Here is a 24,716-nt window from a genome sequence, read left to right on the forward strand (position 1 = left end):
GGTGACTCCGGCGGCCGCCGCTATCACCGCAGTCGCGGCGGCCGCCGGAGTCACCCTGCTCTCCACCTCGTTCGCCGGAGCCGCTCCTGCACCCGCGACGGGCACCGTCTACGGCACGGACGCGGCGACAGCCGTCGCGGGCAGCTACATCGTGATGCTGGACCAGAAGGCCGACAAGGCGGAGCTGGCAGAGGAATACGGCGGCACCCTCAAGCGGAACTACAAGTCGGCCATCAACGGCTTCTCCGCCAGCGGGCTCTCGGAGACGGAGGCCAAGCGCCTCGCCGCCGACCCGGCCGTGTCCAAGGTCGTCCAGAACAAGAAGTTCCACATCAACGCCACCCAGGACAGCCCGCCCTCCTGGGGGCTGGACCGGATCGACCAGGCCGAGACCACCGGTGACGACGCGTACACCTACCCGGATGCCGCGGGCGGGGACGTCACGGCGTACGTCATCGACACCGGTGTCCGCGTCACCCACAAGGACTTCGAGGGCCGCGCCACTTCGGGCTTCGACGCCGTGGACAACGACGACGACGCCGACGACGGCAACGGGCACGGCACCCACGTGGCCGGAACCATAGCGGGCGCGGCCCACGGTGTGGCCAAGAAGGCGAAGATCGTGGCCGTCCGCGTCCTGGACGACGCGGGCTCGGGCACCACCGAGCAGGTCGTCGCCGGCATCGACTGGGTCACCACGAACCACGAGGGCCCGTCCGTCGCCAACATGAGCCTCGGCGGATCCGCGGACCCGGCCCTCGACGCGGCGGTGCAGAAGGCCATCGCCTCCGGCGTCACCTTCGCGGTCGCCGCGGGCAACGAGTCGAGCGACGCCGGCGAGGGCTCCCCCTCCCGCGTGCCCGAGGCCATCACGGTGGCCTCGTCCACGGTGGACGACGAGCAGTCGTCGTTCTCCAACTTCGGCTCGGTCGTGGACATCTACGCTCCCGGCTCGGACATCACGTCGGCCTGGAACGACAGCGACGACGGCACGAACACCATCTCGGGCACGTCCATGGCGACCCCGCACGTGGTCGGTGCGGCTGCCGTCTACCTCGGCGGACACCCGGAGGCCACGCCCGAGGAGGTCGCCACGGCGCTCACCGGCGGAGCCACCCCGGACGCCATCTCCAACGCGACCGAGGGCACGGCGAACAAGCTCCTGAAGATCGTGGAGTAGCAGGGCAGGAAGTCCACTTGCAGCAAGCACGAGGCCGCCGCGCCCTCCCCCACGGGGCGCGGCGGCCTCCTGCCGTCACAAGCTCTAGGCTGAGGCCATGAGCACGATGTACGCGGCACTGCTGCGCGGGATCAACGTGAGCGGCCACCGGCGGGTCCCGATGGCGGAACTGCGCACGCTGCTGGGGGAACTGGGGCACGAGGACGTGGCCACGTACCTGCAGAGCGGCAACGCCGTCTTCCGCAGCGCGTCGGGCGACGAGAGCACCCTGGCCGCCGGGCTGGAGCGGGCGATCGAGGAGCGGTTCGGCTTTCCGGTCGACTGTCTCGTCCGCTCGGGCGCCTATCTCGCCGACGTGGCCGGCGCCTGCCCCTTCCCGGCCGCCGAGCTCGAGGCCAAGCAACTGCACGTCACCTATTTCGACAAGACGGTCGACGCCGCACGCTTCGCCCCCCTCGATGCCGACGCCTTCCGCCCCGAGGAGTTCCGGCTCGGGGACCGCGCCCTCTATCTGTACGCGCCCGACGGGCTCGGACGCTCCAAGCTCGCGGTGGCGCTGGGGCGGCCGGCCCTCACTCGTGGCCTCGTCGCCACCAGCCGCAACTGGAACACCGTGGTCAAGCTCGTGGAGATGACACGTGACTGAGTCCTCGCCCGCCGTCGCCGCAGCCATCGAGGGTGAGCTGCGCCTCCTCGACCCCGGGGTGCGGGCCTCCGCGGACGTGCTGACCACTCTGCTGCACCCCGACTTCCGCGAGATCGGCACCAGCGGCCGTCTCTGGGAGCGGGACACCATCATCGCCGTGCTCACGGACCCGGAAGCGCCGTGTCCGGCTCCGCTCACCGCGTCGCGGATGCGGGGCGACCAGCTCGCGCCGCACCTGGTGCACCTCACCTTCGACACGGAGTCCAAAGGGCTGCGCTCCCACCGCAGTTCGCTGTGGCGGCTGACCGAAAACGGGTGGCTGCTCTACTTCCACCAGGCCACGCCCTTCATCGACGATCCGTTCGCCGAGGCCTGAGCCGGCGGTCCCACCGGCCTTCCGGAAGCGCCCGCAGCACACCCCGGGGCGGCACCACAAGAGTGCCGCCCCGGTCTGATCTGCGCCCGGATTCCGGCCGGTTCTCGCCCGAAGGGCTATTTTCAGCCAACTGGAACGCCCAGGCAAAACGCTGGTAAAGCGGCTGAACGGACGGGGTGCGCAAGGGCCCGGTCCGGGCCGCCGGCACCCCTCGTACGTCCTGCCCCCGGGCTGCCGTGGCGTGTGTGAACGCGATGCGCGTAGACAGCTATGGAGGTCCTGCGCGCGCTTCGCACTTTGCTGCAATTCACAGGAACCATCCGTTCGGTGAGCGGACGCCGGCGTTCGGAGGGCACCCGCACGCATAGCGGAGTTCATGGTCCGTTCTCCGCCACGGTCCGGAAGGGGGCCTTGCCAGGGGGCCAAGTGGAGTCAAGGATTCGAGCCGTGCGGTTGGCAGGTCCACGATCAGAACCCACCTGGTCGCGGACAGCCGTACGTCCTCGGCCCGCCCACCCAGCGGACCGGACACCCCCATAGACGGAGGATCCTGTGACCTTCAAGCGCTTCGCCCCCCTCGGCTCGATCTCCAGACGTGCTCGCCTCATCGCCGCCACTTCAGGTCTGATCACCGCCGTGGCGCTTGCGGCACCCACCGCGGTCGCTCAGGCGGCACCGGACACCACGGTGACCAAGGCCGAGCTGGCCGACGCGAGTTCGGCCGTGCGCGGCGCCGACATCGCGGGCACCGCCTGGTACACGGAAGCGAAGACCGGCAAGGTCGTCGTGACCGTCGACAGCACGGTATCCGCCGCCGAGATCGCCAAGATCAAGAAGTCGGTCACCGACTCGGGCGCCAAGGCCGACATCAACCGCACCGAGGGTAAGTTCAACAAGCTCATCGCCGGCGGACAGGCCATCTACGCCGGCGGCGGACGCTGCTCCCTCGGCTTCAACGTCCGCAGCGGCAGCACCTACTACGCGCTGACCGCCGGACACTGCACCGAGATAGGCAGCACCTGGTACACCAACTCCGGCCAGACCTCGGTCCTCGGCTCCCGCGCCGGCACCAGCTTCCCCACCAATGACTACGGCCTGATCCGGCACTCCAACTCCGCCAACGCGGACGGCCGGGTCTACCTGTACAACGGCAGCTACCAGGACATCACCTCGGCCGGCAACGCGTACGTCGGCCAGTCGGTCAAGCGCAGCGGCTCCACCACCGGCCTGCGCAGCGGCAGCGTCACGGGCCTCAACGCCACGGTGAACTACGGTGGCGGCGACGTCGTCTACGGCATGATCCAGACCAACGTCTGCGCCGAGCCCGGCGACAGCGGCGGCTCGCTCTTCGCGGGCAGCACGGCGCTGGGCCTCACCTCGGGCGGCAGCGGCAACTGCTCCACCGGCGGCACCACGTTCTTCCAGCCGGTCACCGAGGCTCTGAGCGCCTACGGCGTCAGCGTCTTCTAGTACCTCGCGTACCTCCTGCGGGCCGCGCTCCCCGAGCGCGGCCCGCAGCCGTGTGCCCGGGCGGACAAGGGACGGCCGCAGCCCGCGACGCGGTCGGTGACTGCCGGAATCCGGTTCACCACCGCCGGTTCACGGTCGCCTTGCCGCCGGTCACCAGGCTTGCGGGCGGGACGTCTTCGGCCACGACCGCGCCGGCGGCCACCACGGCATCACGGCCGATGCTGACACCGGGAAGGATCGTGGCACCGGCGCCGATCCACACGTTCTCCGCGACGTCGATGGGCCCGCCGCTGAGCCACCCCCGTCGCTCCTCAGGATCGACCGGGTGGCCGACCGTGATGAACGTGGCCTTCGGGCCGACCATCACCCGCTCGCCGAGCCTGATGCCGGCGTAGTCCAGGAACGTGCAGTTCTGGTTGATGAACACGCGGTCCGACAGGTCCAGGTGAAGACCGTGGTCCGTGTAGAAGGGCGGATAGACCGTGGCGCTCGTCGGCAGCGGCCTGCCGAGGATCTGTTCGAACAGTTCCGCCTTGCCCGCTTCGTCCTCGAAGGGGAGGACGTTCAGGCGGGAGGTGAGCCCGGTGACCCGCAGGACCCTCTCGGACATGGCCTTGAACTCGTCGCTGCGGATACGCATGAGGTGGTCGCTCGACACGCCGCGGTCCTTCCCTGGTGTACCGGTGACTGGATGTGACCCGCCAGGCACCGCTGGAGGCAGACCGTCAGCCGGCCGGGTCACCGATCGGTGATGATTCCACGGAGTTCCGGGTGTGGAGGGGTTCCGGGGAGGACGGGACGGATTCCCCGCAGCCACCCGCGCAGGAGCGATTGCCACCGGCGGTCAGGAACGCCGTCACCGCTTCCTTCGCGCACGCGTCGGGGCCGAAGGGAGAACGGACAGACACCCTGCCCTCAGGCGCTCAGCGCCCCGGCCACGGGGACGCGCGCTTCGTCGTACCGCATCAGCAGCAGCCGGGCGAGTGCCGGGGAGGGGCCCAGGACGCCGGCCAGCACATCGGCTCCGGCCTCCTCGGCGCCCGCCGCGATACGGTCGGGGAGCCGCCCCGGGGCGATGACGTAGGGGGCCACCGCGACCTGCCGTACGCCGTCGGCCCGTAGGGCGCGCACCGCGTCCGCGGTGCGGGAGAAGCCCCCCGCGACCACAGAGGAGGCGAACGCGGGCCGCACGGCGCACCAACCGGTGTGCCGCAGCTCCCGCGCGATTTCAGCGATCACCGCGCTCGCCTCCGGGTCCGTGGAGCCCGCCGAGGCCAGGACCAGCCCGGTCGAACTCCGGTCGCCGGGGCTCAGCCCGGCCTCGTACAGCCGCTGTTCCAGCGCCGCGTTCAGCAGCGGGGAGGGGCCCAGAACCCCGGCCTGGCTGATGCTCAGCCGCGGCAGCCGCGAGCGGGCCTCGCGCAGCACCGAGGGGATGTCCGACTTGGCGTGGAAGGCCCGCGTCAGCAGCAGGGGAAGCGCGACGACCTCCTTCGCCCCCTCCGCGGCCAGGCGCTCCAGCACCCGGGGCACGGACGGGGCGTTGAAGTCCAGGAAGCCGGTCTCCACACGCAGCCCGGGGCGCAGCGACCGCACCAGCGCGGTGAGCGCGTGCACGGTCGCCGCGTGCCGCGGGTCGCGGCTGCCGTGGGCGATGACGAGGAGTACCGGGGCGGACATGGGACCTCAGCTCTTGACGAGGAGACCGCGGCTGCGCAGCACCCGCCGCTCCAGCGGACTGAAGATCAGCAGGTCGATCGCGATGCCGACGAACAGGATGAGGAGGATCGCCAGGAAGATCCCCGGCATGTCGAAGTTGTTCCGGCCGTTCTCCAGCAACTGGCCGAGTCCCAGGCCCAGGTCGGGCGAGGATGCGATGATCTCGGCGGCCATGAGCGAGCGCCAGGAGAACGCCCAGCCCTGCTTGAGCCCCGCCAGATAGCCGGGGAGCGCGGCCGGCAGGACGATGTGGATCGTCCCGCGCAGTCCGGTGGCACCGATGGTGCGGCCCGCGCGCAGGAACAGCGGCGGGACCTGGTCGACACCGGAGACCAGACCGTTGGCGACCGACGGGACCGCGCCGAGCAGGATGACCGCGTACATCGTCCTGTCGTCGAGGCCGAGCCAGATGATGGCCGGCGCCACCCACGCCACGGACGGCAGGGACTGCAGCCCGGACAGGATCGGGCCGATCGCCGCCCTGACCACCTTGACCCGTGCGACCAGCAGGCCCAGCGGGGTGCCGATCGCGACGGCCATCACGAAGCCGAGCAGACCGCGCGACACACTGGTCCAGATGACCTCCAGCAGGGTGCCCTGCACCCACATCTCGGTCAGGCTGTCCCAGACCGCCGCGGGCGGCGGCAGCTTGTAGTCGTCGGTGACCTTCACCCAGACCAGCAACTGCCAGACCAGGACCACCAGGACGACCGCGACGACCGGCGGCAGGACCTTGTTGAGCAGGATCTCGCGGGTCGGTGTCTTGCGCACCTGTACGGCGTCGAGCGCGTCCAGGCCCGCTTCGAGCCCCGCCAGGTCGTCGGCCTTCGTATCAGTGCTGGCCATGTCGGCGGATCTCCCCACGCAGTTGTTCGGTGATCTCGACGGACAGTTCCGCCACGGCGGTGTCCTCGATGCGGCGGGGCTGCTCGATGTCCACGCTCCACTCCCGGGCGATCCGGCCGGGGCGTGACGACAGCAGGATGACGCGCTGGGCGAGCCGCACCGCCTCGCGCACGTTGTGGGTGACGAAGAGGACGGAGGCGTTCGTCTCGCGCCAGATCCGGGTCAGCTCGTCGTGCAGCACATCGCGGGTGATGGCGTCGAGCGCGGCGAACGGCTCGTCCATCAGCAGCAGCCGGCTGTCCTGGGCGAGTGCCCGGGCCATCGCCACCCGTTGGCGCATTCCGCCCGAGAGCTCGTGCACCCGCTTCCCGTACGCCCCGCCGAGACGCACGAGTTCCAGCAGCCGCTCCGCCTCGGGGCGGCGCTCCGACTTGGGCACCCCGCGAAGACGCAGGGCCAGTTCGATGTTCTTGCCCGCGGTCAGCCACGGGAAGAGGGCGTGCTCCTGGAACATCAGAGCCGGCCGCCCGCCGGGGGTCTCGATGGACCCCGCGGTCGGGCGGTCGAGTCCGGCCACCAGATTCAGCAGCGTCGACTTGCCGCACCCGGACGCTCCCAGGAGGGTGACGAACTCGCCCGGAGCGACATCGAGCGTGATGTCGTCCAGGACGAGCTGCTGTCCCGTGGGTCCGGCGAAGGACTTGGAGACGTTTCGGATACGAGCGGCGTGCTCGACGGCTGCACGGTCCTCGGCCTTGGTGAGGGTGGTGGTCGCCATGGTCGTCACCTCCTGGGAGTCTTCAGGGATCCTGGTGCGGGCGGGGGCTACTTGGCGCCGAGACCGGCGTCGGCGACCGCGGGCTGCCCCGCGGCCTTGAGGATCTTGTTCAGCGGCCTCAGGTCGTAGATGCCGTCGAGGTCGGGCTTCTCCAGCAGACCGGCCTTGACCGCGTGGTCCGCCTGCGCCTGGAGCGTGGCGGCCAGCGGGTCATCCGTGATCTGGATCGACTCCCACGCCGGGTCCAGGACCTCGGCCGGCAGTGCCTTGCCGCTCAGCTCCTCGAGCGCGGCGTTGGCCGATGCCTTCGCCTTGTCCGGGTTGGCGTTGATCCACTTGTTGGTGTTCACCGTGCCGCGCAGCACGGCGTCCACGACGTCCGGGTGCTCGGAGAGGAACTTCTGCGACACGATGATGTTCGTGATGACGAACTTGTCGTCCGGCCACAGCGACGACTCGTCGAGCAGGACCTTGCCGCCCTCGGCGACCAGCTTCGACGCGGTCGGCTCCGGAACCCAGGCGCCGTCCAGGGAACCTGCCTTGAATGCGTCCGGGGTGACCTTGTTGTCCGAACGGACCACGGAGACGTCGCCCTTGCCGCTCTGGGCGTCGACCTTCCAGCCCTTCTCGGAGATCCAGTTGAGGAACGCCACGTCCTGCGTGTTGCCGAGCTGCGGGGTGGCGATCTTCTTGCCCCTGAGATCGTCCAGGGTCTTGATCTTCTTCGGGTTCACGACGAGCTTCACTCCGCCGGAGGCGGAGCCACCGAGGATCCGCAGGCTCTGGCCCTTGGACTTGCTGTAGCCGTTGATCGAGGGGGAGGGGCCGATGAAGCCGATGTCGATCGACCCCGCGTTGAGCGCCTCGATCTCGGAGGGCCCGGCGTTGAACGTCGAGGGCTTCACCGTGGTGCCGCCCAGCTCCTTGGCGATGAGGCCTTCCTGGATACCGACCAGGGCGGTCGCGTGCGTGAGGTTCGGGAAGTAACCGATCTTCACGGTGTCGGCCGAGAGCTTCTTCCCGCCGGCGGAGACGTTCGACTTCGCGGCGTCGTCGTCCTTCGCCTCGGAGCCGTAGCCGCAGGCGGTGGCCGCCACGGCGAGCAGCGGCAGAGCGGCGGCAGCGGCGAGGCCGCGGCGCAGGGTGGTACGGGTGGCACGCACGGGAGGGTTTCCTCTCGTAGGCCCGGTGCTCACGTCCTCCCGGAGTCGGGTGGCGCGGCCGGGCGGTCGGCAGGTCTTCGTCTGAACGGGCGGTGCGGGGGGTACGGGCGGGCGCGCAGGCAGTGCGCGTACGTCATCACGCACATCGCCCGACCCCGCCCTGGCCGCTGCCGAGGGCGCCGCTGCCCACCCGGCCGCCCTCCTTCGCGAAGGTCGAGAAGAAATCGGTGACCATCAGAAGTCCCACTCCGCGTCCTCGGCGGTGGTGTCCGCGTCGGTCTCCGCGTCATCGACCGCGGCGAACGAGGCGCCCGCCATGCCCGCCGTCAGCGTCGTGCCGTCGGCGGGGTCGATCAGCAGGAACGATCCGGTGCGCCGCGAGGCCGCGTAGGCGTCGAGCGCGAGGGGCTCGGCGGTACGGACGACCACCCGGCCGATGTCGTTGGCCACCAGCTCTCCGGGAGCCGGGTGCTGGGAGAGGTCGTCGAGGGTGAGGCGCGACGGGATGTCCTTGACGATCGCCTTGACCGTGCGGGTGGTGTGCTTGAGCAGCACCCGCTGGCCCACGGTGAGCGGCCGGTCGGCCACATGGCAGACGGTCGCCTCGACGTCCTGCGTGACGGCCGGAGAGTCGTCCGCCGGGGCGATCAGGTCTCCGCGCGAGATGTCGATGTCATCGGCCAGCCGGAGGGTCACCGACTGCGGTGCCCAGGCGACGTCGACGCTCTCACCGAGCGCGTCGATCCCCTCGATCGTCGTGGTGCGGCCGGACGGCAGCACGGAGACGCTCTCGCCGACCCGGAACACCCCGGCGGCGATCTGGCCGGCGTACCCCCGGTAGTCGGGGTGCTCGGCGCTCTGCGGGCGGATCACGTACTGCACCGGGAAGCGCGCGTGGCACTCAGTCAGGTCGTGGCTGACCGGCACCGTCTCCAGGTGCTCCAGGACCGTGGGGCCGCCGTACCAGTCCATGTGGGCGGAGGGTTCCACGACGTTGTCGCCGGCCAGGGCCGAGATCGGGATCGCGGTGATCTCCGGTACGCCGAGCGAGGCGGCGTACGCGGTGAACTCCTTCGCTATCGCGGCGAACACGGGCTCCGCGTAGTCCACGAGGTCCATCTTGTTGACGGCGAGGACGACGTGCGGGACGCGCAGGAGTGCGGCGACGGCGGCGTGCCGGCGGGTCTGTTCGACGACGCCGTTGCGGGCGTCGACGAGGACTACGGCCAGCTCGGCCGTGGAGGCACCGGTGACCATGTTGCGGGTGTACTGCACATGGCCGGGGGTGTCGGCGAGGATGAACCGGCGCCGGGGCGTGGCGAAGTAGCGGTAGGCGACGTCGATGGTGATGCCCTGTTCGCGCTCCGCACGCAGGCCGTCGGTGAGCAGCGCCAGGTCGGGTGCCTCCTGGCCGCGGTTGGTGGAGGCCAGCGCCACGGCTTCCAGCTGGTCGGTGAGGACCGACTTGGAGTCGTGCAGGAGGCGTCCGACGAGCGTCGACTTGCCGTCGTCGACGGAACCGGCGGTGGCGAACCGCAGCAGGGTGGTGGCCGAGAGCTGCTCGGTAGTCGTGATGCTCATGTCTAGAAGTACCCCTCGCGCTTGCGGTCTTCCATCGCGGCCTCGGACATCTTGTCGTCGGCGCGGGTCGCGCCCCGCTCGGTCAGGCGGGAGGCGGCGATCTCGGTGATCACGGCGTCCAGGGTGGTGGCGTCGGAGTCGACGGCGCCGGTGCAGGACATGTCGCCGACGGTGCGGTAGCGCACCTGGCGGGTCTCGGTCTTCTCGTGGTCCTTGGGGCCGCCCCACTCGCCGGCGGTGAGCCACATGCCGGAGCGGTTGAAGACCTCGCGCTCGTGGGCGAAGTAGATCTCCGGGAGCTCGATGCCCTCGCGCTCGATGTACTGCCAGACGTCCAGCTCGGTCCAGTTGGAGATCGGGAAGACCCGGACGTGCTCGCCGGGGGCGTGGCGGCCGTTGTAGAGCTGCCAGAGCTCGGGGCGCTGGCGGCGCGGGTCCCACTGGGAGAACTCGTCGCGGAGTGAGAAGACGCGTTCCTTGGCGCGGGCCTTCTCCTCGTCGCGGCGCCCGCCTCCGAACACGGCGTCGAAGCGGTGCTGCTGGATGGCCTCGGTGAGCGGGACCGTCTGCAGCGGGTTGCGGGTGCCGTCGGGGCGCTCGCGGAGCTTGCCCGCGTCGATGTACTCCTGGACGGAGGCGACGTGCAGGCGCAGCCCGTGCTTCTCGACGGTGCGGTCGCGGTATTCGAGGACCTCGGGGAAGTTGTGCCCGGTGTCCACGTGCAGCAGCGTGAAGGGTATGGGGGCCGGGGCGAACGCCTTCAGCGCGAGGTGCAGCATCAGGATCGAGTCCTTGCCGCCGGAGAAGAGGATCACCGGCCGCTCGAACTCACCCGCCACCTCACGGAAGATGTGCACCGCCTCCGACTCCAGGGAGTCCAGGTGGCTCAGCGCGTACGGGTTGACGGTGCCTTCCGGCACGGTGGCGACGGTGCTCACGCCAGGCCCCTCTCGGTGAGCAGCGCACGAAGCGCCGCTGCGGACTCCTGCACGGTCTGCTGGTGCGACTCGATCCGCAGATCCGGCGACTCAGGTGCCTCGTAGGGGTCGTCGACCCCGGTGAGACCGCTGATCTCGCCCGCGGCCTGCTTGGCGTACAGCCCCTTCACGTCGCGCTCCGAGCACACCTCGACCGGCGTCGCGACGTGCACCTCCAGATACGCGGTGCCCTCCTGCTGATGACGCTTGCGCACCGCGTCACGGCTGTCGGCGTACGGAGCGATGACGGGTACGAGGACCTTCACGCCGTTGGCGGCGAGCAGTTCGGCGACGAAACCGATCCGGCCCACGTTGGTGTGGCGGTCCTCGCGGGAGAAGCCGAGGCCCGCGGAGAGGAACTCACGGATCTCGTCACCGTCGAGCACCTCCACCCGGTGCCCGTCGCCGCGCAGCCGGCCCGCCAGCTCGTAGGCGATGGTGGTCTTGCCCGCGCTCGGCAGACCGGTGAGCCAGACGGTGGCTCCCGTCTCCGTCACGCTCATCGATATCTCCTGATCAGTCGTCATCAGCCGTGCAGCCCGCATTCGGTCTTGCCGCGCCCGGCCCAGCGGCCGGCCCGTGCGTCCTCGCCCTCCAGCACCCGCCGGGTGCAGGGCGCGCAGCCGACGGAGGCGTAACCGTCCGTCAGCAGCGGGTTGGTCAGTACTCCGTGTTCGGCGACGTAGGCGTCCACGTCGTCCTGGGTCCAGCGGGCGATGGGGGAGACCTTCACCTTGCGGCGCTTCTCGTCCCAGCCCACGACCGGAGTGTTCGCCCGGGTGGGGGACTCGTCGCGGCGCAGTCCGGTCGCCCAGGCCGCGTACGACGTCAGTCCCTCCTCCAGCGGCTTGACCTTGCGCAGCGCACAGCACAGGTCGGGGTCGCGGTCGTGCAGCTTCGGCCCGTACTCGGCATCCTGCTCGGCCACCGACTGACGCGGGGTCAGCGTGATGAGGTTGACGTCCATCACGGCGTCCACGGCGTCCCGGGTGCCGATGGTCTCCTCGAAGTGGTAGCCGGTGTCCAGGAAGACGACGTCCACGCCGGGGAGGACCCGGGAGGCCAGGTGTGCGACGACCGCGTCCTCCATGGAGGAGGTGACGCAGAAACGCTTGCCGAAGGTGTCGGCCGCCCACTTCAGGATGTCGCCGGCGGAGGCGTCCTCCAGGTCGCGCCCGGCCCGCACCGCCAGGTCCTCGAGGGCCTCGTCAGTGAGCCCGGCAGCTTGCAGAGTGTCCGTCATGTCCCGTCCCCTTCTACGTCGTCGCGCTGGAGCCCCTGGGCCAGCAGCCCCAGGAACTTCAGCTGGAACGCGCGGTTGCAGGAAGCACATTCCCAGGCGCCGTGACCGGCCTCGTGCGGGCGCAGGTCCTCGTCGCCGCAGTACGGGCAGTAGAACGGCGCGGCTCGTTCGCTCATGACAGCGACTCCGCGTCGGCGCGCGCCGCCCACGTCGCGAAGCGCTCGCCGTCCTCGCGCTGCTCCTGGAAGTTGCCGAGCACCCGCTCGACGTAGTCCGGGAGTTCGGCCGAGGTGACCTTCAGGCCGCGGACCTTGCGGCCGAATCCGGCCTCCAGGCCGAGTGCGCCGCCGAGGTGCACCTGGTAACCCTCGACCTGGTTGCCCTCGCCGTCCAGCATGAGCTGGCCCTTGAGGCCGATGTCCGCGGTCTGGATGCGGGCGCAGGCGTTCGGGCAGCCGTTGATGTTGATGGAGAGCGGTTCCTCGAACTCCGGCATGCGGCGCTCCAGTTCGTCGATGAGAGCGGCGCCCCGCGCCTTCGTCTCGACGATCGCCAGCTTGCAGAACTCGATGCCGGTGCAGGCCATCGTGCCGCGCCGGAAGGGGGAGGCCTTCACCTGGAGGTCAAGTGCCTCGAGACCGGCGGACAGGGACTCGACCTGGTCCTGCTCGACGTCCAGGATCAGCATCTTCTGCTCGACGGTGGTGCGCACCCGGCCCGAGCCGTGCGCCTCGGCCAGATCGGCGATCTTGGCGAGGGTGGAGCCGTCCACCCGGCCGACGCGCGGGGCGAAGCCGACGTAGAAGCGGCCGTCCTGCTGGGCGTGCACCCCGATGTGGTCGCGCCAGCGCTGGGAGGGCTGCGCGGGCGGCGGGCCGTCCAGCATCGGACGCTTGAGGTACTCGTCCTCGAGGATCCGGCGGAACTTCTCGGGCCCCCAGTCGGCCATCAGGAACTTCAGACGGGCGCGCGTACGCAGCCGGCGGTAGCCGTAGTCGCGGAAGATCCCGACGACACCGGCCCAGACGTCGGGGACCTCGTCCAGCGGCACCCAGGCGCCCAGGCGCTCGGCGAACCGCGGGTTGGTAGAGAGCCCGCCGCCGACCCACAGGTCGAAGCCGGGGCCGTGCTCGGGATGGTCGACGCCCACGAACGCGATGTCGTTGATCTCGTGCACCACGTCCTGGACCGGCGAACCCGAGATCGCGGTCTTGAACTTGCGGGGCAGGTTGGAGAATTCCTTGCTGCCGATGTAGCGCTCGTGGATCTCGTCGACCGCGGGCGTGCCGTCGATGATCTCGTCGGCGGCGATGCCGGCCACCGGAGACCCGATGATCACACGGGGGCAGTCACCGCAGGCCTCGGTGGTCGAGAGCCCGACGGCCTCGAGCTTCTCCCAGATCGCCGGGACGTCCTCGATGCGGATCCAGTGCAGCTGGACGTTCTGCCGGTCGGTGACGTCGGCCGTGCCGCGCGCGTACTCCTCGGAGATCTCGCCGATGACGCGAAGCTGCGCGGTGGTCAGCCTCCCGCCGTCGATGCGCACGCGGAGCATGAAGTAGCGGTCGTCCAGCTCCTCCGGCTCCAGCACGGCGGTCTTGCCGCCGTCGATGCCGGGCCGGCGCTGGGTGTACAGGCCCCACCAGCGCATGCGCCCGCGCAGGTCGTTGGGGTCGATGGAGTCGAATCCGCGCTTCGAGTAGATCGTCTCAATGCGCGTCCGCACATTGAGACTGTCATCGTCCTTCTTGAACTGCTCGTTCCCGTTCAGCGGTGTGAAGTGACCCATGGCCCACTGACCTTCACCACGGTGACGTCCGGCCTTGCGGCGGGGCGTGGCGGTAGCAGGCTTCTCGGGGATGGCGGCCATGGCTATACGTCCTTCGGGACTGCAGGAGGGCGGCTCTGAACTGCACACTCGCGCGAGGCGCGGCGGTGCGCAGGGGTGGAGCGGACTTCAGGGAATCGCGGTGCTGGAGACTCTCAGCGGACCGGACAGATGGCGCTGGACATGCGGCCGAGGTCGACGTGCCGCCGACTCACCAAGGCAATTCCAGTTCCGGACATGGGGGGAGCCTGTCACGCGCATCTCGGACCAGTCCACCGCTATCCATCATGTGGACGAGTTGGTCCCGAAATGCGAGACGTTGTGGTGTCCGTCACGTCCGGCCCGTCGACATGGCGGCATGGCGGGTGTGCGGTCAGGCGTGCGCGCCCGGCCAGGGACCGGGACTGGCGACCTCGGGCTCCTGCTCGGTCTTCGTGTCGAACAGCCGGAAGCCCCTCCGCAGGTAGTTGTCCATCGCGTGCGGGCCGTCGTTCGAGCAGGTGTGCACCCATACCCGCTCGGTGGGCTTCCGCCCCGGATGGCGCTCGGCCAGGTCCCACGCGCGGGCCACGCCGTACGACAGGAGATGGCCGCCGATCCGGCGGCCCCGGAAGGCCGGGATGAGGCCGAAGTAGGCGATCTCGACCGCTCCGCCCTCCTGGGCGTCGAGCTCGATGAATCCGGCCGGGGTCCCGTTCTCGTACGCCACCCAGGTCTCGGCCCCGGGACGCTCCAGGATCTCGCGCCACTGCGCGTAGGTGAGACCCAGCCGGTCGGTCCACCGGACGTCACCGCCCACCGCCGTGTAGAGGAACCGGCTGAACTCCGGGAGCGGTGTCCCGGAGCGTGCCACCGTCACCCCGTCCGCGGGTGCGGCGGCGGGGCTCAGATCGGCCGGCGACGTCTGTTCCAGGGACCAGACGGTCACGTCGGAGACGGAGACGGAGACGGAGTCGGGTGCGCGGTGCGCGGAGTCGCTCATGGCGGTCAGAAAACCATGCGCGCGGCCCCGTGCCCAAACCCGGCCGATTCACACCGTCAAGGCCGGCATGCGCGTCCTGAGCACCACCGGAGCCGTCGAGCGGGGCAGCAGATCGGCCGGCACCTCCGGGTGCACCACTTCCACCTCGACCGAATCACGGAAGCGGTACGGCCGATGAGCCAGCACCTCCGCGAGGCTGCGGCGCATCCGCGATATCTCGGCCCGCACCGTCACCGTCCTGGTCGCGTCACCGAACACGTCCTCGGCCAGCTCCGCCGCGGTGCGCCCCTCACGGTGCATGGCCAGCGCGTAGAGGAGTTCCGCGTGGCGGGGTGAGAGCCGGCGCGTCCAGCTGCCGAAAGGACCCGCCACATGGACGGCGAGTCCCCTCTCCCGGCTCAGGTCGAGCACCACCCGGCGCGGCGCACGGTCGTGCGCGCCCTCCGCGACCTCCACCAGCCAGCCCCCGGGCAGCGGCTCCACCCGGCACATCCCCAGCGAGGCCAGCCACACCGCGCCCGGCTCCAGCGACTTCGGCAGCGGAAGCCGGTCCACGGGCGGCATCCCGCTGACAGCGGCCAGCCAGCCGTGGGCGTCCACCACCAGTGCGCGGCCGCCCAGCCGGCACAGGATCGGGGCGGCCACCGAGCGCAGGCGCTCGATCGCCACCAGGTGCCTGCCGCGCAGCTCCCCCTCGGCCAGCGCCGCAACCGAACCGACCAGCGCCAGCGTCGCCGGGTGGAAGGTGGAGGCGGGCCCGCTGATGTCGACGATGCCCATCAGCCGGCCGTCGCGCGGGTCGCGCACCGGGGCCGCCGCACAGGTCCAGTCGTGCAGGGCGCGGATGAAGTGCTCGGCGGAGTGGACCTGGACGGGGACGCGCGCGGCGAGCGCGGTGCCGATGGCGTTCGTGCCCGTCGCGGACTCCGTCCAAGCGGCACCCTCCTCCAGGCAGATGTCCTTGGCCCTGCGCATCACAGCCGGATGGCCCTGGCGCCACAGGACCCGGCCCTCGGTGTCGGTGACGACCATGATCTGCTGCGCCGCGTCCGCGATCGAGGCCAGCCCCTCCCGCAGCAGGGGCATGACCTCGCCGAGCGCCGTGCTCCGCCGCCGGTGCTCGATCTCGTCCGTCTCGAGCAGCGTGCTGTCCGGTGACTGCTCCGGATCGATCCCGCTCCGCAGCACTCGGTCCCAGGACGCGTCGATCTCCGCACGAGGCCGGGCCGCCGTGCGCTCGCCGGCCAGCCGGGCCTCCCGTGCGCGGTTGACCAGGCGCTCGGTCACCGCGGGGTACGAGGCGCCCTCCGGGTGTGCGGGCGCGCAGTCGCGTGTTGCCATGACGGTCCCCCCAACAATGCGTGGGCCCGGTCCGGAAGCGGGGAACCCGGCCCGATGGACCCATCCTGCCGTGCCGGAGCCCCGTTGGCCCGCACTCCACGCAAAGGTTGCAACCCCTTGCAACTCTGGCGCCGGCCGCCGGAGCGTACGAGAGTGACGGAACACCGTGCGGGGTGTCCTCGACCCGCCGTGCGGTGGTGCACAAGCGTGGAGGGTGGTGCCGTGTCGGCGCAGCACCACCCTCCCTCGTTCACCGCCCCGACGAGGAGCCCTCAGCCTTCGTGGGCACGGGCCCGCTCCACGACCGTGGCCAGATCCAGACTGTGCGGCAGCGTGCCGAAGGCCGAGCCCCAGTCCCCGCCCAGCCGGGAGGCGCAGAACGCGTCCGCGACCTCCGGCGGCGCCCAGCGCAGCAGCAGTGAACCCTGCAGCACCAGGGCCATCCGCTCCACCAGCCGCCTGGCTCGTGCCTCGACGGAGTCCAGATCCGCCAGCTCCGTCAGCAGGTCCTTGATCGCCGCGTCGAGCCGGTGGTCCGCACCGCGCGCCTTCCCGACCTCCTGGAGGAACGCGTCGAGTGCCCGCGGCTCACGCTGCAGGGCACGCAGCACATCGAGCGCCTGCACGTTGCCCGAGCCCTCCCAGATCGAGTTGAGCGGCGCCTCGCGGAGCAGGCGCGGCATTCCGGACTCCTCGACGTAACCGTTGCCGCCGAGGCACTCCAGGGCCTCCCCGACCACCGCGCTGCACCGCTTCGTCACCCAGTACTTGGCGGTCGGCACCGCGATCCGCAGGAAGGCCCGTTCCTCCTCGGTGTCCGCGTCGTACGCGGCGGCCAGCCGCAGCCCGAGCGTCGTCGCCGCCTCCGACTCCAGGGCCAGGTCGGCCAGCACGTTGCGCATCAGCGGCTTCTCGATCAGCAGTCCGCCGAACGCGCTCCGGTAGGCGCTGTGGTGGATCGCCTGCGCCACCGCCTGGCGCATCAGCGCCGCCGAACCGACCACACAGTCCAGCCGGGTCGCCGCCACCATCTCGATGATGGTGCGCACCCCCCGCCCCTCCTCGCCGACCCGGCGGGCCCACGTCCCGTCGAACTCGACCTCGCTGGACGCGTTGGACCTGTTGCCCAGTTTGTCCTTGAGCCGCTGGATCGCGAACACGTTGCGTTCGCCGTCCGGCAGGACCCGCGGGACGAGGAAGCAGCTCAGCCCGCCGGGCGCCTGCGCCAGCACCAGGAAACCGTCGGACATCGGCGCCGAACAGAACCACTTGTGGCCGGTGAGCAGATACTCCCCGTCGCCGGCCAGCGGCTCGGCCCGGGTGGTGTTGGACCGCACATCGGTGCCGCCCTGCTTCTCCGTCATGCCCATCCCGAAGAGCACACCGGTCTTCTGCGACGGGGTCCGCAGCCCCTCCTCGTACACGTGCGAGGTCAGCAGCGGCTCCCACTCCGCGGCCAGCGCCGGATCGGTACGCAGCGCCGGGACCGCCGCGTGCGTCATCGACAGCGGGCAGCCGTGGCCCGCCTCGGCCTGCGTCCAGACCAGGAACCCGGCTGCGCGCCGGACATGGCCGCCCTGCCTGCCCCAGGCGTCCGTCAGCCCGGAGGTGACCGCGTGCCCCAGCAGCCGGTGCCAGGCCGGGTGGAAGTCGACCTCGTCGATGCGGTTCCCGTAGCGGTCGTGCGTACGCAGCCTCGGCGGGTTCTCGTTGGCCTGCGCACCCCACTCCTGGGCCTGGAACGAGCCGGCGGACCGGCCCAGCGTGCTGAGTTCCTCGCGCGCGTCGTCGAGGATCGCGGGGGCGAGATGCCGTTCGACGGCCTCCGTCAGCGCCCGGTCGCCGGCGAACACGTCATAGCCGACCAGCGGCGGAACCTGGTTGGTCACTGTGTGGGTGCTTGCTGCCATGCCGATACGGTAAGGAGGTGCAGGCAGCAAAAGAAACACCCGAACGGCCACCGGGTCGGCTCCACCGCGCGCGAGTCCTCTACCGCAACGTCTCGAAGCGGCAGATGGCGTGGCAATTGCTCAAGGACACCGTCAATTCGTGCATCGAGTACCGCATCCTCGGCCTCGCGGCCGAGGCGGCGTTCTTCACCCTGCTGTCCCTGCCGCCGCTGCTGCTCGGTCTGATCGGGCTGCTCGGATACGTCGACGACTGGACGGCCGCCACCACGGTCGCCTCCATCGAGCGGAACATCCTCGGTGCGGCGCAGACGGTCCTGTCCGAGCGGGGTGTCAACGACATCGCCAAACCCCTCATAGCCGACGTCACCACCGGCGCGCGTCCCGATGTCATCTCCATCGGTTTCGCGATCGCCCTCTGGTCGGGCTCACGCGCGGTCAATGTCTTCATCGACACCATCACCGTGATGTACGGGCTCGACGGCCACCGCGGCATCGTCAAGACCCGGCTGCTCGCCTTCCTGCTGTACGTCGTCGCCCTGCTGCTGGGCGCTGTGGTGCTGCCGCTGCTGGTGGTCGGTCCCGACCGGGTGGTGGAGTTCGTCCCGTGGGGCACCGAGGTGCTCGCGGTCATGTACTGGCCGCTGGTCATACTGCTGTCCATCGCGTTCCTGACGACGCTCTACCACGTGTCCGTCCCCGTCCGTTCGCCGTGGATAGAGGACGTTCCCGGGGCGCTCGTGGCGCTCGGGATGTGGGTGCTGGGGAGCTTCCTGCTGCGGATCTACCTCACGAACACGGTCGAAGGACCCACCATCTACGGTTCGTTGGCCGCACCCATCGCCGTACTGCTCTGGATAGGCATCTCCGCCTTCGCCGTACTGGTGGGTGCCGCCGTCAACGCGGCGATCGACCACGTCTGGCCCTCGCTCGCCACCGCCGCGGCCCGCGCCGCCACCGAGCGGGTCCGGGCCCAGCAGGCCGCTGAGCTCCTGGCCCGTACCCAGGCGGCGAACTGGGACGCGTACGCCGACGAGGACGACGAGGAGGACGTGTCCATGCCGTCCGAGTTCCCGGAGCGCTGGTCGCGCTTCCTGCCACCGGACGACGTGGTGTCCCGACTGCACGGGAACCGGGACACGAAGGACGACAGGGACCACCGGCCCGGAACGGACCGCGGGGGCCCGGAGCTCTAGTGCTCGGTGCGACACCCCGTCCGGGAGCCGCGGGACGCCGGGGGACGGGAACTCTTCGGCACGGTGCCGCGTTGGTTCCGAGCCCGCCCGCGACGTAGTCCCTGGGAGTATCGTGCCCGAAACCGTGCCCTCGACCTCCACCTTCCTTCCCGCCCTGCCGGCACCGAGCGTGCAGGCCGAGCGCCTGATCGAGCTCGGCGTGCACGAGATCGCGGGGCTGCCCGCCGCCGGGTTGCGGACCTTCGCCGAAGCCGCCGACGCCTCCGCCGACGAGGGAACACTGCTCGCGGTCCACCCCGGCCGGGTCCCCGCCTCCGCCCTCACGCCGCTGCTGCGCCGCGAGGGCAAGCCGGGCTTCGTCGTCACCGACATGCCCGACGTCGACCTGTTCGCCCCGCTCGACACCCTCGCGCTGCCCGACGCTCCGCTCTACCTCGTCACCGGACTCGACCGCGGGGACGGGATGGCCAACTGGAGCCCGAACGAGGCGCTGCCCGCTCTCACCGGGCGGGCCCGCACCCCGTTGCTGCTCACCGAGGGCATCGCCTGGGTGCTGCAGCAGCCGGCCGTCCTTGAGCGGAACCACTGCTTCATGACCATCGGCTCCCGGCTGCGCAAGGCGGACAACGCCCTGGACGCCCGCACCCCCGCGCTCTGGATCAGCAACGGCTCCGGGCGTGACGGCCGTGAGCGGCGCGACGCCCCCAAGGTCGGCTGGTGCTGGGCCGGTAACCGGCACACCTGGCTCGGCTTCGCGTCGGCAGCGGGGCGGGACGTCCGGCCGGGTCCGTCCGTGGAAGGGTGACCCGCGCCCGCCCGCTCCACACGGTGTCCCGGCCCGGCGACCAGCTGCCGGGCCGGATCTCCTTGAGCGGGACCACGGGCAGCGCATAGCGTGGTGGGCATGCGCGACGGATACGAGGAGTGGGCGTCACGCCTCCACGGTGCGACCGTCTGGACCTGGTCCGGCCCGCGCGATCCGGCGCGGCCCGTGCTCCCCGACGGCTGCATGGACCTCCTCTGGAACGACGGCGTGCTGATGGTGGCGGGCCCCGACACCCACGCCTTCAGCCCGGACGGGACCGTCGGCCTCTGCGCCGGGGTGCGTTTCGCGCCGGGCACCGCACCGGCGCTCCTGGGCGTCCCGGCGCACGAACTGCGCGACCGGCGCGTGGCGCTCGACGCGATCTGGCCCGGCGGGCTGGTCCGCGGACTGACCGAGCAGCTCGGCTCGGCCCCCGACCCCGCCGCCGCGCTGGAGGACATCGCCCTGCGCAGGGCGGCCGGCACCGACGCCCCGGACCCGCTGACGGTGTCCGTCGCCGCGCAGCTGCGGCAGGGCCGTTCCGTCGCCGCCACCGCCCGGGCCGTCGGGCTCGGAGCCCGCCAGCTGCACCGCCGCTCACTGGCCGCGTTCGGCTACGGCCCCAAGACTCTGGCCAGGGTCCTGAGACTGCAGCGGGCCCTGGCCCTCGTACGCGCGGGCACGCCCTACGCCGAGGCGGCGCACACCGCGGGCTGCACGGACCAGGCGCACCTGGCCCGTGAGATGAGGGACCTGGCCGGCACGACGCTCGGCGGCTACCTGGCCGCGACGGGCTACGACGGGTTGGCCGCGAACAGCGAGACCGCGCAGCCGTCCGGGTCCAGGACGACCGCGTAACGCTGCCCCCAGACCGCGTCCCAGGGCTGGAGGTGCCCCGTGTGTCCCGCACCGGTCAGATCGGCGTACACCGCGTCGACCTCGGCAGGGCTGTCGCAGAGGAAGGCGAGCCCGAGGCGCTCGCCGCCCTTCGACCCCGCCCAGGAGGGGTCGAAGGAACGGACGACGTCCTCGGTGTCCCACAACAGGCGCTGCCCGCCGGGGAGCGCCACTTCGACATGGGGTGCCGATTCGGCGCCCGCGGGGATGTCGAGCCCGAGCCTGCGGTAGAAGGCGAGCGATGCGGCCAGGTCGGCGGTGGTGACGGAGATCGCGTCGAGTCGTGGAGTCATGGAACGACCGTATGCCGGGGGCCGCGACCGGGTCTTGTACGAAACGGTCACGGCCCGGCGTGGCCGGCGCTACGCGCAGTCGGCCGGCGAGACGCCCGGCTCCGTCAGCGGCAGGCCGAGCTGCGCGCGTTCGGTGAGCCAGCGGGTCGGGCGGTGCCGGGGGTCGCCCGTCGTCGCGTGCAGCGACCGCTGCAGCTCCAGCATCCGCGCGGCGCCGATCCGGTCGCCCCAGGCCAGCGGTCCCGCCGGGTAACCGAGGCCGGTCGTCACGGCGAGGTCGATGTCCGCCGGGGTGGCCAGCGAGCGCTCGGCGATCGACGTGCCGACCGACACCACCGAGGCGAGCAGCCGCTGAGCCACCGAACCCGCGGTGTCCCGCACCACCGACACGGCCCACGGCTGCTCGCCGTCCGCCGCGCGGGCCAGCACCGCGCGGGCGTCCCGCGCGGCGGACGGGTCGGCCGCGGGCGTCACGGCGAGGACCCGGCGGCGGCCCGCCGGGGGCAGCGGGTCGACGCCGAAGGTGCGCGCCGCCGGCAGCCCCGGCGCGGCGACGGAGGCCGCCACGGTCGTGCCCCAGACAGGGACGAGGACCAGGGCGGTCCCGGAGGGCCGGGCACCGTCTTCGACCGTGGCGCCGGCCGCGGTCAGCGCGGTTCGCAGCGCTGCCGCATCCTGCGCGTACTCGCCGTCCGCCACGAACACCGGCCGGTCCGCGTCACCCGTGACGGGCGGTTCCGGTGCGGGGGCGGGCGCATCCTGCCCGTAGGCGAACCAGCCCTGTCCGGTCTTGCGGCCGTGCAGGCCCGCGGTCACCCGGTTCGGGGTGAGGAAGGAGGGACGGAGCCGGTCCTCGTGGCGGAAGCCCTGCCAGATCGAGTCGATCACCGCCGCCGTGACGTCGAGCCCCGTGAGGTCCATCAGCTCGAAGGGCCCCATGCGCAGCCCCAGTACGTCCCGGGCGATCCGGTCGATCCCGGCCGGGTCCGCGACGGACTCCTCCAGCAGCGCCAGGGCCTCCGTCACCAGCCCCCGGCCTGCGTGGTTGACGAGGAAGCCGGGACTGTCGGCGACGGTGACCGCGCGGTGGCCGCAGCTCTCGACCAGCGCCGTGAGGACCGGCGGGATGCCGGGACGGGTGGCGGCGCCCGGCACGACCTCGACGATCTTCATCAGAGGTACGGGGTTGAAGAAGTGCAGCCCCGCGAGCCGCCCCGGGTCCCGCAGCGAGGCGGCGATCCGGGTCACCGACAGGGACGAGGTGTTGGTCGCGAAGACCGCCGAGTCCGGCAGGGCCTGCTCCAGCTTCCCGAAGACCTCCGCCTTGGTGTCCAGGTCCTCCCGTACGGCCTCGATGACCAGCTCGACCTCGGGGCCGTACGCCCACGGGTCGTCCAGCGGGACGAGCCGGTCCAGGGCGGCGGCGGAGTCCCCGGCGGACATCCGGCCCTTCTGGACCGCGCGCTCCAGCATGGACCGCACGAAGTCCACGGCCGCCGTCACCGCCTCGGTCCGGACGTCGCAGAGCTCGACGGTGTGCCCGGCCACCGCGGCCCACTGGGCGATGCCACGGCCCATGGCTCCGGCGCCGACGATCCTGATGCGCATGACGGTTACGTCCTCTCGGCAGTGCGGTCGATGTCAGCGAAGGTAGACGCGGTCGTGCCTGCGCAGGCACACGGGGTCGCGTTCGGCGCAGGCGGACACGTCGTGTCAGCGAAGGTAGACGCGGTCGGGGTCGACGTCCTCGCGCAGGAGCCTCAGCTCCGCCTCGGACGGCGGGGGCACCGTCTCCACGGTGTCGGCGACCCGGAGGTCCCAGCCGGTGGCCTCCCGTACCTGGTTCACCGTCACACCCGGCTGCACGGCGACGAGTCGCAGCTCCTCCCCGACGCCGGAGCGGGCCAGGATGCCCAGTTCGGTGATGACCCGGGTGACGCCGGCGCCCAGCGGCCGGATGCCCTCGGCGAGCGCACGGTCCGGGCCCGGTGTGGTGCAGAAGTCCAGGGTCCCGGTGAAGGAACGGGGGTTGTGGCGGCGCATCACCACGAACACCTCACGGGAGTTGGCCATCACCTCGATCGCGCCCCCGGAGCCGGGGAGCCGCACCGTGGGGCTCGTCCAGTCGCCGATGACGGAGGTGTTGAGGTTGCCCCACCGGTCGATCTGTGCGGCGCCGAGGAAGCCCACGTCGATGTGGCCGCCCTGGAGCACGCAGCCGAAGAGCGCGGGCATCGACAGCACGGCCTCGGCACCCGAGACGATCACGGCGTCGGCGATGGTCTCCGGCAGGTGCGAGGGGTGCGCCCCGCAGACCCCGGACTCGTACACGACCTCGATCCGCGGCGCGACCGTCAGACGGGCCAGCTCGGTGGCCAGCGTCGGCAGCCCGATCCCCGCGAACACCGTGCGCCGTGCGGCCAGTTCGCGGGAGGCGACGACGGAGAGCAGCTCGGACGAGGTGACGGTCCCCGGTGCGGTGGTGGTCATGTTCCGTTCCTTCTCCCTCGGCGCGCTCACAGCCGCCGCCCGTAGTTCACCGGTTCGCTGAGCGCTTCGCCCACCGCGAGTCCCGCCCAGAAGTCCGCACCCAGCTTGGCGACGTACTCGGCGTGGTCGGCCGTGCCGTACACCCACTCCGCCAGCCACGCACGCAGCCGCTCCGGGTCCTTGCTGATGTGCGACCAGGCCCGGTAGAAGTCGTTGTCGCGGTCGTAGTAGCCCTGCGCGAAGGACGGGTGCGCCCCGCGCGGGCAGACGACGACGGCGTCCACGGCGTGGGACGGGACGAGCGTGCGGTTGGGGTCCGAGCGGACCACCTCGTCCTCGACGATCTCCTCGACGACGACGACCGCCTTGTCCGCCGCGTACACCGCCTCGGCCTGGATGCCGGTCAGCCCCCAGATCTGGGTGTTGCCGCGGCGGTCGGCCCGCTGGGCGTGGATGATCGTCACGTCCGGGTTCACCGGCGGCACGACGTAGATCTGCTCCGGCTTCCTGTCGGGCCCCGGGTAGGGCGACGTCACCTTGCGCAGATCGCTGTTGACGCTGGGAAGATCGCTGCCGCCGTAGCTGCGCAGCGGGTAGAACGGCAGCCGCTGGGACCCCGCGAGGTAGCGGCAGACCATCCCGTAGTGGCTGTACTCCTCGAAGGCCAGCGGAGCCGGGTCGGCGCGCTCGATCCTGCGCCGCAGCTCGCCGAGCGAACCGGCGGAGGAGTTGCCGACGAAGGAGGAGACCAGCCGCGAGACACAGCCCGCCGCGATCATCTGGTCCACCACGATGTCCGCCGTCATCCGCACGACGGTGAGGTCCTTGCGGCCCTGGCGGATGATCTCGTGTCCGGCGGCGGTGGGGACGAGGTGGGTGAACCCTTCGATGCTGACGGTGGCTCCGTCGTGCACGAAGGCGGCCACGGCCTCCTTCATCGACATGACTTTGCCGGCCCCGTCGGCCGTATCCGTCCGCTCCACGGTGCTCCTCGGGAA

26 protein-coding genes are annotated in these 24,716 nt (G+C 71.2%); 7 read left to right on the plus strand and 19 right to left on the minus strand.

The window, feature by feature from the left end; all coding sequences use genetic code 11:
• Position 1 precedes the first annotated feature (1 nt).
• The 4 genes from BFF76_RS19865 (at position 2) to BFF76_RS19880 (ending at position 3,672) form a co-directional block, all read left to right on the plus strand.
• Positions 2-1,180 carry a S8 family peptidase gene (locus BFF76_RS19865; protein WP_065848739.1) on the plus strand — a complete coding sequence of 393 codons (1,179 nt, stop codon included), beginning with the start codon at positions 2-4 and terminating at the stop codon, positions 1,178-1,180.
• Between the two features lie 97 nt (positions 1,181-1,277).
• On the plus strand, positions 1,278-1,826 hold the full coding sequence (locus BFF76_RS19870; RefSeq protein WP_031095437.1) for a DUF1697 domain-containing protein: 549 nt from the start codon (positions 1,278-1,280) through the stop codon (positions 1,824-1,826).
• The gene (locus BFF76_RS19875; RefSeq protein WP_031095435.1) at positions 1,819-2,202 is read left to right on the plus strand and encodes a nuclear transport factor 2 family protein; all 384 of its coding nucleotides are present in this window, start codon (positions 1,819-1,821) and stop codon (positions 2,200-2,202) included. Before BFF76_RS19870 ends, BFF76_RS19875 begins: the two co-directional genes overlap by 8 nt.
• Before the next feature lie 552 nt (positions 2,203-2,754).
• Positions 2,755-3,672 (plus strand): S1 family peptidase, encoded by a 918-nt coding sequence (locus BFF76_RS19880; protein ID WP_053929282.1) that lies wholly within the window; start codon positions 2,755-2,757, stop codon positions 3,670-3,672.
• 115 nt (positions 3,673-3,787) lie between these two features.
• Here BFF76_RS19880 and BFF76_RS19885 read toward each other — a convergent pair whose 3' ends face one another.
• The 15 genes from BFF76_RS19885 to BFF76_RS19950 all read right to left on the minus strand — a co-directional run bounded on the left by BFF76_RS19885 (position 3,788) and on the right by BFF76_RS19950 (position 18,040).
• Positions 3,788-4,330, minus strand: coding sequence for a DapH/DapD/GlmU-related protein (locus BFF76_RS19885; RefSeq protein WP_031095428.1), 543 nt, complete (start codon positions 4,328-4,330; stop codon positions 3,788-3,790).
• Between the two features lie 257 nt (positions 4,331-4,587).
• Positions 4,588-5,352, minus strand: a complete 765-nt coding sequence (locus tag BFF76_RS19890; protein WP_065848740.1) for a sirohydrochlorin chelatase — start codon at positions 5,350-5,352, stop codon at positions 4,588-4,590.
• Positions 5,353-5,358: 6 nt separating this feature from the next.
• Entirely contained in the window at positions 5,359-6,237 is an 879-nt protein-coding gene (locus BFF76_RS19895) for an ABC transporter permease (protein ID WP_031095423.1), read from the minus strand.
• The gene (locus tag BFF76_RS19900; protein WP_031095421.1) at positions 6,224-7,015 is read right to left on the minus strand and encodes an ABC transporter ATP-binding protein; all 792 of its coding nucleotides are present in this window, start codon (positions 7,013-7,015) and stop codon (positions 6,224-6,226) included. The genes BFF76_RS19895 and BFF76_RS19900 overlap by 14 nt, the downstream gene beginning before the upstream one ends.
• Before the next feature lie 47 nt (positions 7,016-7,062).
• Positions 7,063-8,178, minus strand: coding sequence for an aliphatic sulfonate ABC transporter substrate-binding protein (locus BFF76_RS19905; RefSeq protein WP_053929285.1), 1,116 nt, complete (start codon positions 8,176-8,178; stop codon positions 7,063-7,065).
• A 234-nt stretch (positions 8,179-8,412) separates the two neighbouring features.
• Positions 8,413-9,759: a sulfate adenylyltransferase subunit 1 gene (locus BFF76_RS19910; protein WP_031095417.1), complete on the minus strand. Its 1,347-nt coding sequence runs from the start codon at positions 9,757-9,759 to the stop codon at positions 8,413-8,415.
• Positions 9,760-9,761: 2 nt separating this feature from the next.
• Positions 9,762-10,697 (minus strand): sulfate adenylyltransferase subunit CysD, encoded by a 936-nt coding sequence (gene cysD, locus BFF76_RS19915; protein WP_031095416.1) that lies wholly within the window; start codon positions 10,695-10,697, stop codon positions 9,762-9,764.
• The gene (gene cysC / locus BFF76_RS19920; RefSeq protein ID WP_078850656.1) at positions 10,694-11,263 is read right to left on the minus strand and encodes an adenylyl-sulfate kinase; all 570 of its coding nucleotides are present in this window, start codon (positions 11,261-11,263) and stop codon (positions 10,694-10,696) included. Before cysC ends, cysD begins: the two co-directional genes overlap by 4 nt.
• On the minus strand, positions 11,263-11,979 hold the full coding sequence (locus BFF76_RS19925; protein WP_031095413.1) for a phosphoadenylyl-sulfate reductase: 717 nt from the start codon (positions 11,977-11,979) through the stop codon (positions 11,263-11,265). Before BFF76_RS19925 ends, cysC begins: the two co-directional genes overlap by 1 nt.
• On the minus strand, positions 11,976-12,155 hold the full coding sequence (locus BFF76_RS19930; protein ID WP_031095411.1) for a hypothetical protein: 180 nt from the start codon (positions 12,153-12,155) through the stop codon (positions 11,976-11,978). Before BFF76_RS19930 ends, BFF76_RS19925 begins: the two co-directional genes overlap by 4 nt.
• The gene (locus tag BFF76_RS19935) at positions 12,152-13,849 is read right to left on the minus strand and encodes a nitrite/sulfite reductase (protein ID WP_031095409.1); all 1,698 of its coding nucleotides are present in this window, start codon (positions 13,847-13,849) and stop codon (positions 12,152-12,154) included. Before BFF76_RS19935 ends, BFF76_RS19930 begins: the two co-directional genes overlap by 4 nt.
• Positions 13,850-13,962: 113 nt before the next feature.
• On the minus strand, positions 13,963-14,046 hold the full coding sequence (locus BFF76_RS34700) for a putative leader peptide (protein WP_349817346.1): 84 nt from the start codon (positions 14,044-14,046) through the stop codon (positions 13,963-13,965).
• Positions 14,047-14,180: 134 nt separating this feature from the next.
• Positions 14,181-14,789 (minus strand): GNAT family N-acetyltransferase, encoded by a 609-nt coding sequence (locus tag BFF76_RS19940; RefSeq protein WP_031095407.1) that lies wholly within the window; start codon positions 14,787-14,789, stop codon positions 14,181-14,183.
• A gap of 48 nt (positions 14,790-14,837) precedes the next feature.
• Complete coding sequence (locus BFF76_RS19945; protein ID WP_065848741.1) at positions 14,838-16,130, minus strand: GAF domain-containing protein; 1,293 nt, start codon at positions 16,128-16,130, stop codon at positions 14,838-14,840.
• 272 nt (positions 16,131-16,402) lie between these two features.
• Entirely contained in the window at positions 16,403-18,040 is a 1,638-nt protein-coding gene (locus BFF76_RS19950) for an acyl-CoA dehydrogenase family protein (protein WP_031095390.1), read from the minus strand.
• Positions 18,041-18,057: 17 nt separating this feature from the next.
• Here BFF76_RS19950 and BFF76_RS19955 point away from each other — a divergent pair, with 17 nt between their 5' ends.
• The 3 genes from BFF76_RS19955 to BFF76_RS19965 all read left to right on the plus strand — a co-directional run bounded on the left by BFF76_RS19955 (position 18,058) and on the right by BFF76_RS19965 (position 20,896).
• Positions 18,058-19,233 carry a YihY/virulence factor BrkB family protein gene (locus tag BFF76_RS19955; RefSeq protein WP_078850647.1) on the plus strand — a complete coding sequence of 392 codons (1,176 nt, stop codon included), beginning with the start codon at positions 18,058-18,060 and terminating at the stop codon, positions 19,231-19,233.
• A gap of 112 nt (positions 19,234-19,345) precedes the next feature.
• Positions 19,346-20,038 carry a DUF5701 family protein gene (locus BFF76_RS19960; RefSeq protein ID WP_031095387.1) on the plus strand — a complete coding sequence of 231 codons (693 nt, stop codon included), beginning with the start codon at positions 19,346-19,348 and terminating at the stop codon, positions 20,036-20,038.
• A gap of 99 nt (positions 20,039-20,137) precedes the next feature.
• Positions 20,138-20,896, plus strand: a complete 759-nt coding sequence (locus BFF76_RS19965; protein ID WP_053929289.1) for a helix-turn-helix domain-containing protein — start codon at positions 20,138-20,140, stop codon at positions 20,894-20,896.
• Here the strand turns inward: BFF76_RS19965 and BFF76_RS19970 are convergent.
• From BFF76_RS19970 to BFF76_RS19985, 4 genes are all read right to left on the minus strand, one after another.
• Positions 20,833-21,228, minus strand: a complete 396-nt coding sequence (locus BFF76_RS19970; RefSeq protein WP_031095384.1) for a VOC family protein — start codon at positions 21,226-21,228, stop codon at positions 20,833-20,835. The genes BFF76_RS19965 and BFF76_RS19970 overlap by 64 nt on opposite strands.
• A 69-nt stretch (positions 21,229-21,297) precedes the next feature.
• Entirely contained in the window at positions 21,298-22,836 is a 1,539-nt protein-coding gene (locus tag BFF76_RS19975) for a 3-hydroxyacyl-CoA dehydrogenase (RefSeq protein WP_053929290.1), read from the minus strand.
• Positions 22,837-22,941: 105 nt separating this feature from the next.
• On the minus strand, positions 22,942-23,718 hold the full coding sequence (locus BFF76_RS19980) for a CoA-transferase subunit beta (RefSeq protein WP_053929291.1): 777 nt from the start codon (positions 23,716-23,718) through the stop codon (positions 22,942-22,944).
• A gap of 26 nt (positions 23,719-23,744) precedes the next feature.
• Positions 23,745-24,662 carry a CoA transferase subunit A gene (locus tag BFF76_RS19985; protein WP_208604861.1) on the minus strand — a complete coding sequence of 306 codons (918 nt, stop codon included), beginning with the start codon at positions 24,660-24,662 and terminating at the stop codon, positions 23,745-23,747.
• Positions 24,663-24,716 lie beyond the last annotated feature (54 nt).

This window comes from Streptomyces mutomycini (genome assembly GCF_001700505.1).
GTDB lineage: Bacteria > Actinomycetota > Actinomycetes > Streptomycetales > Streptomycetaceae > Streptomyces > Streptomyces mutomycini.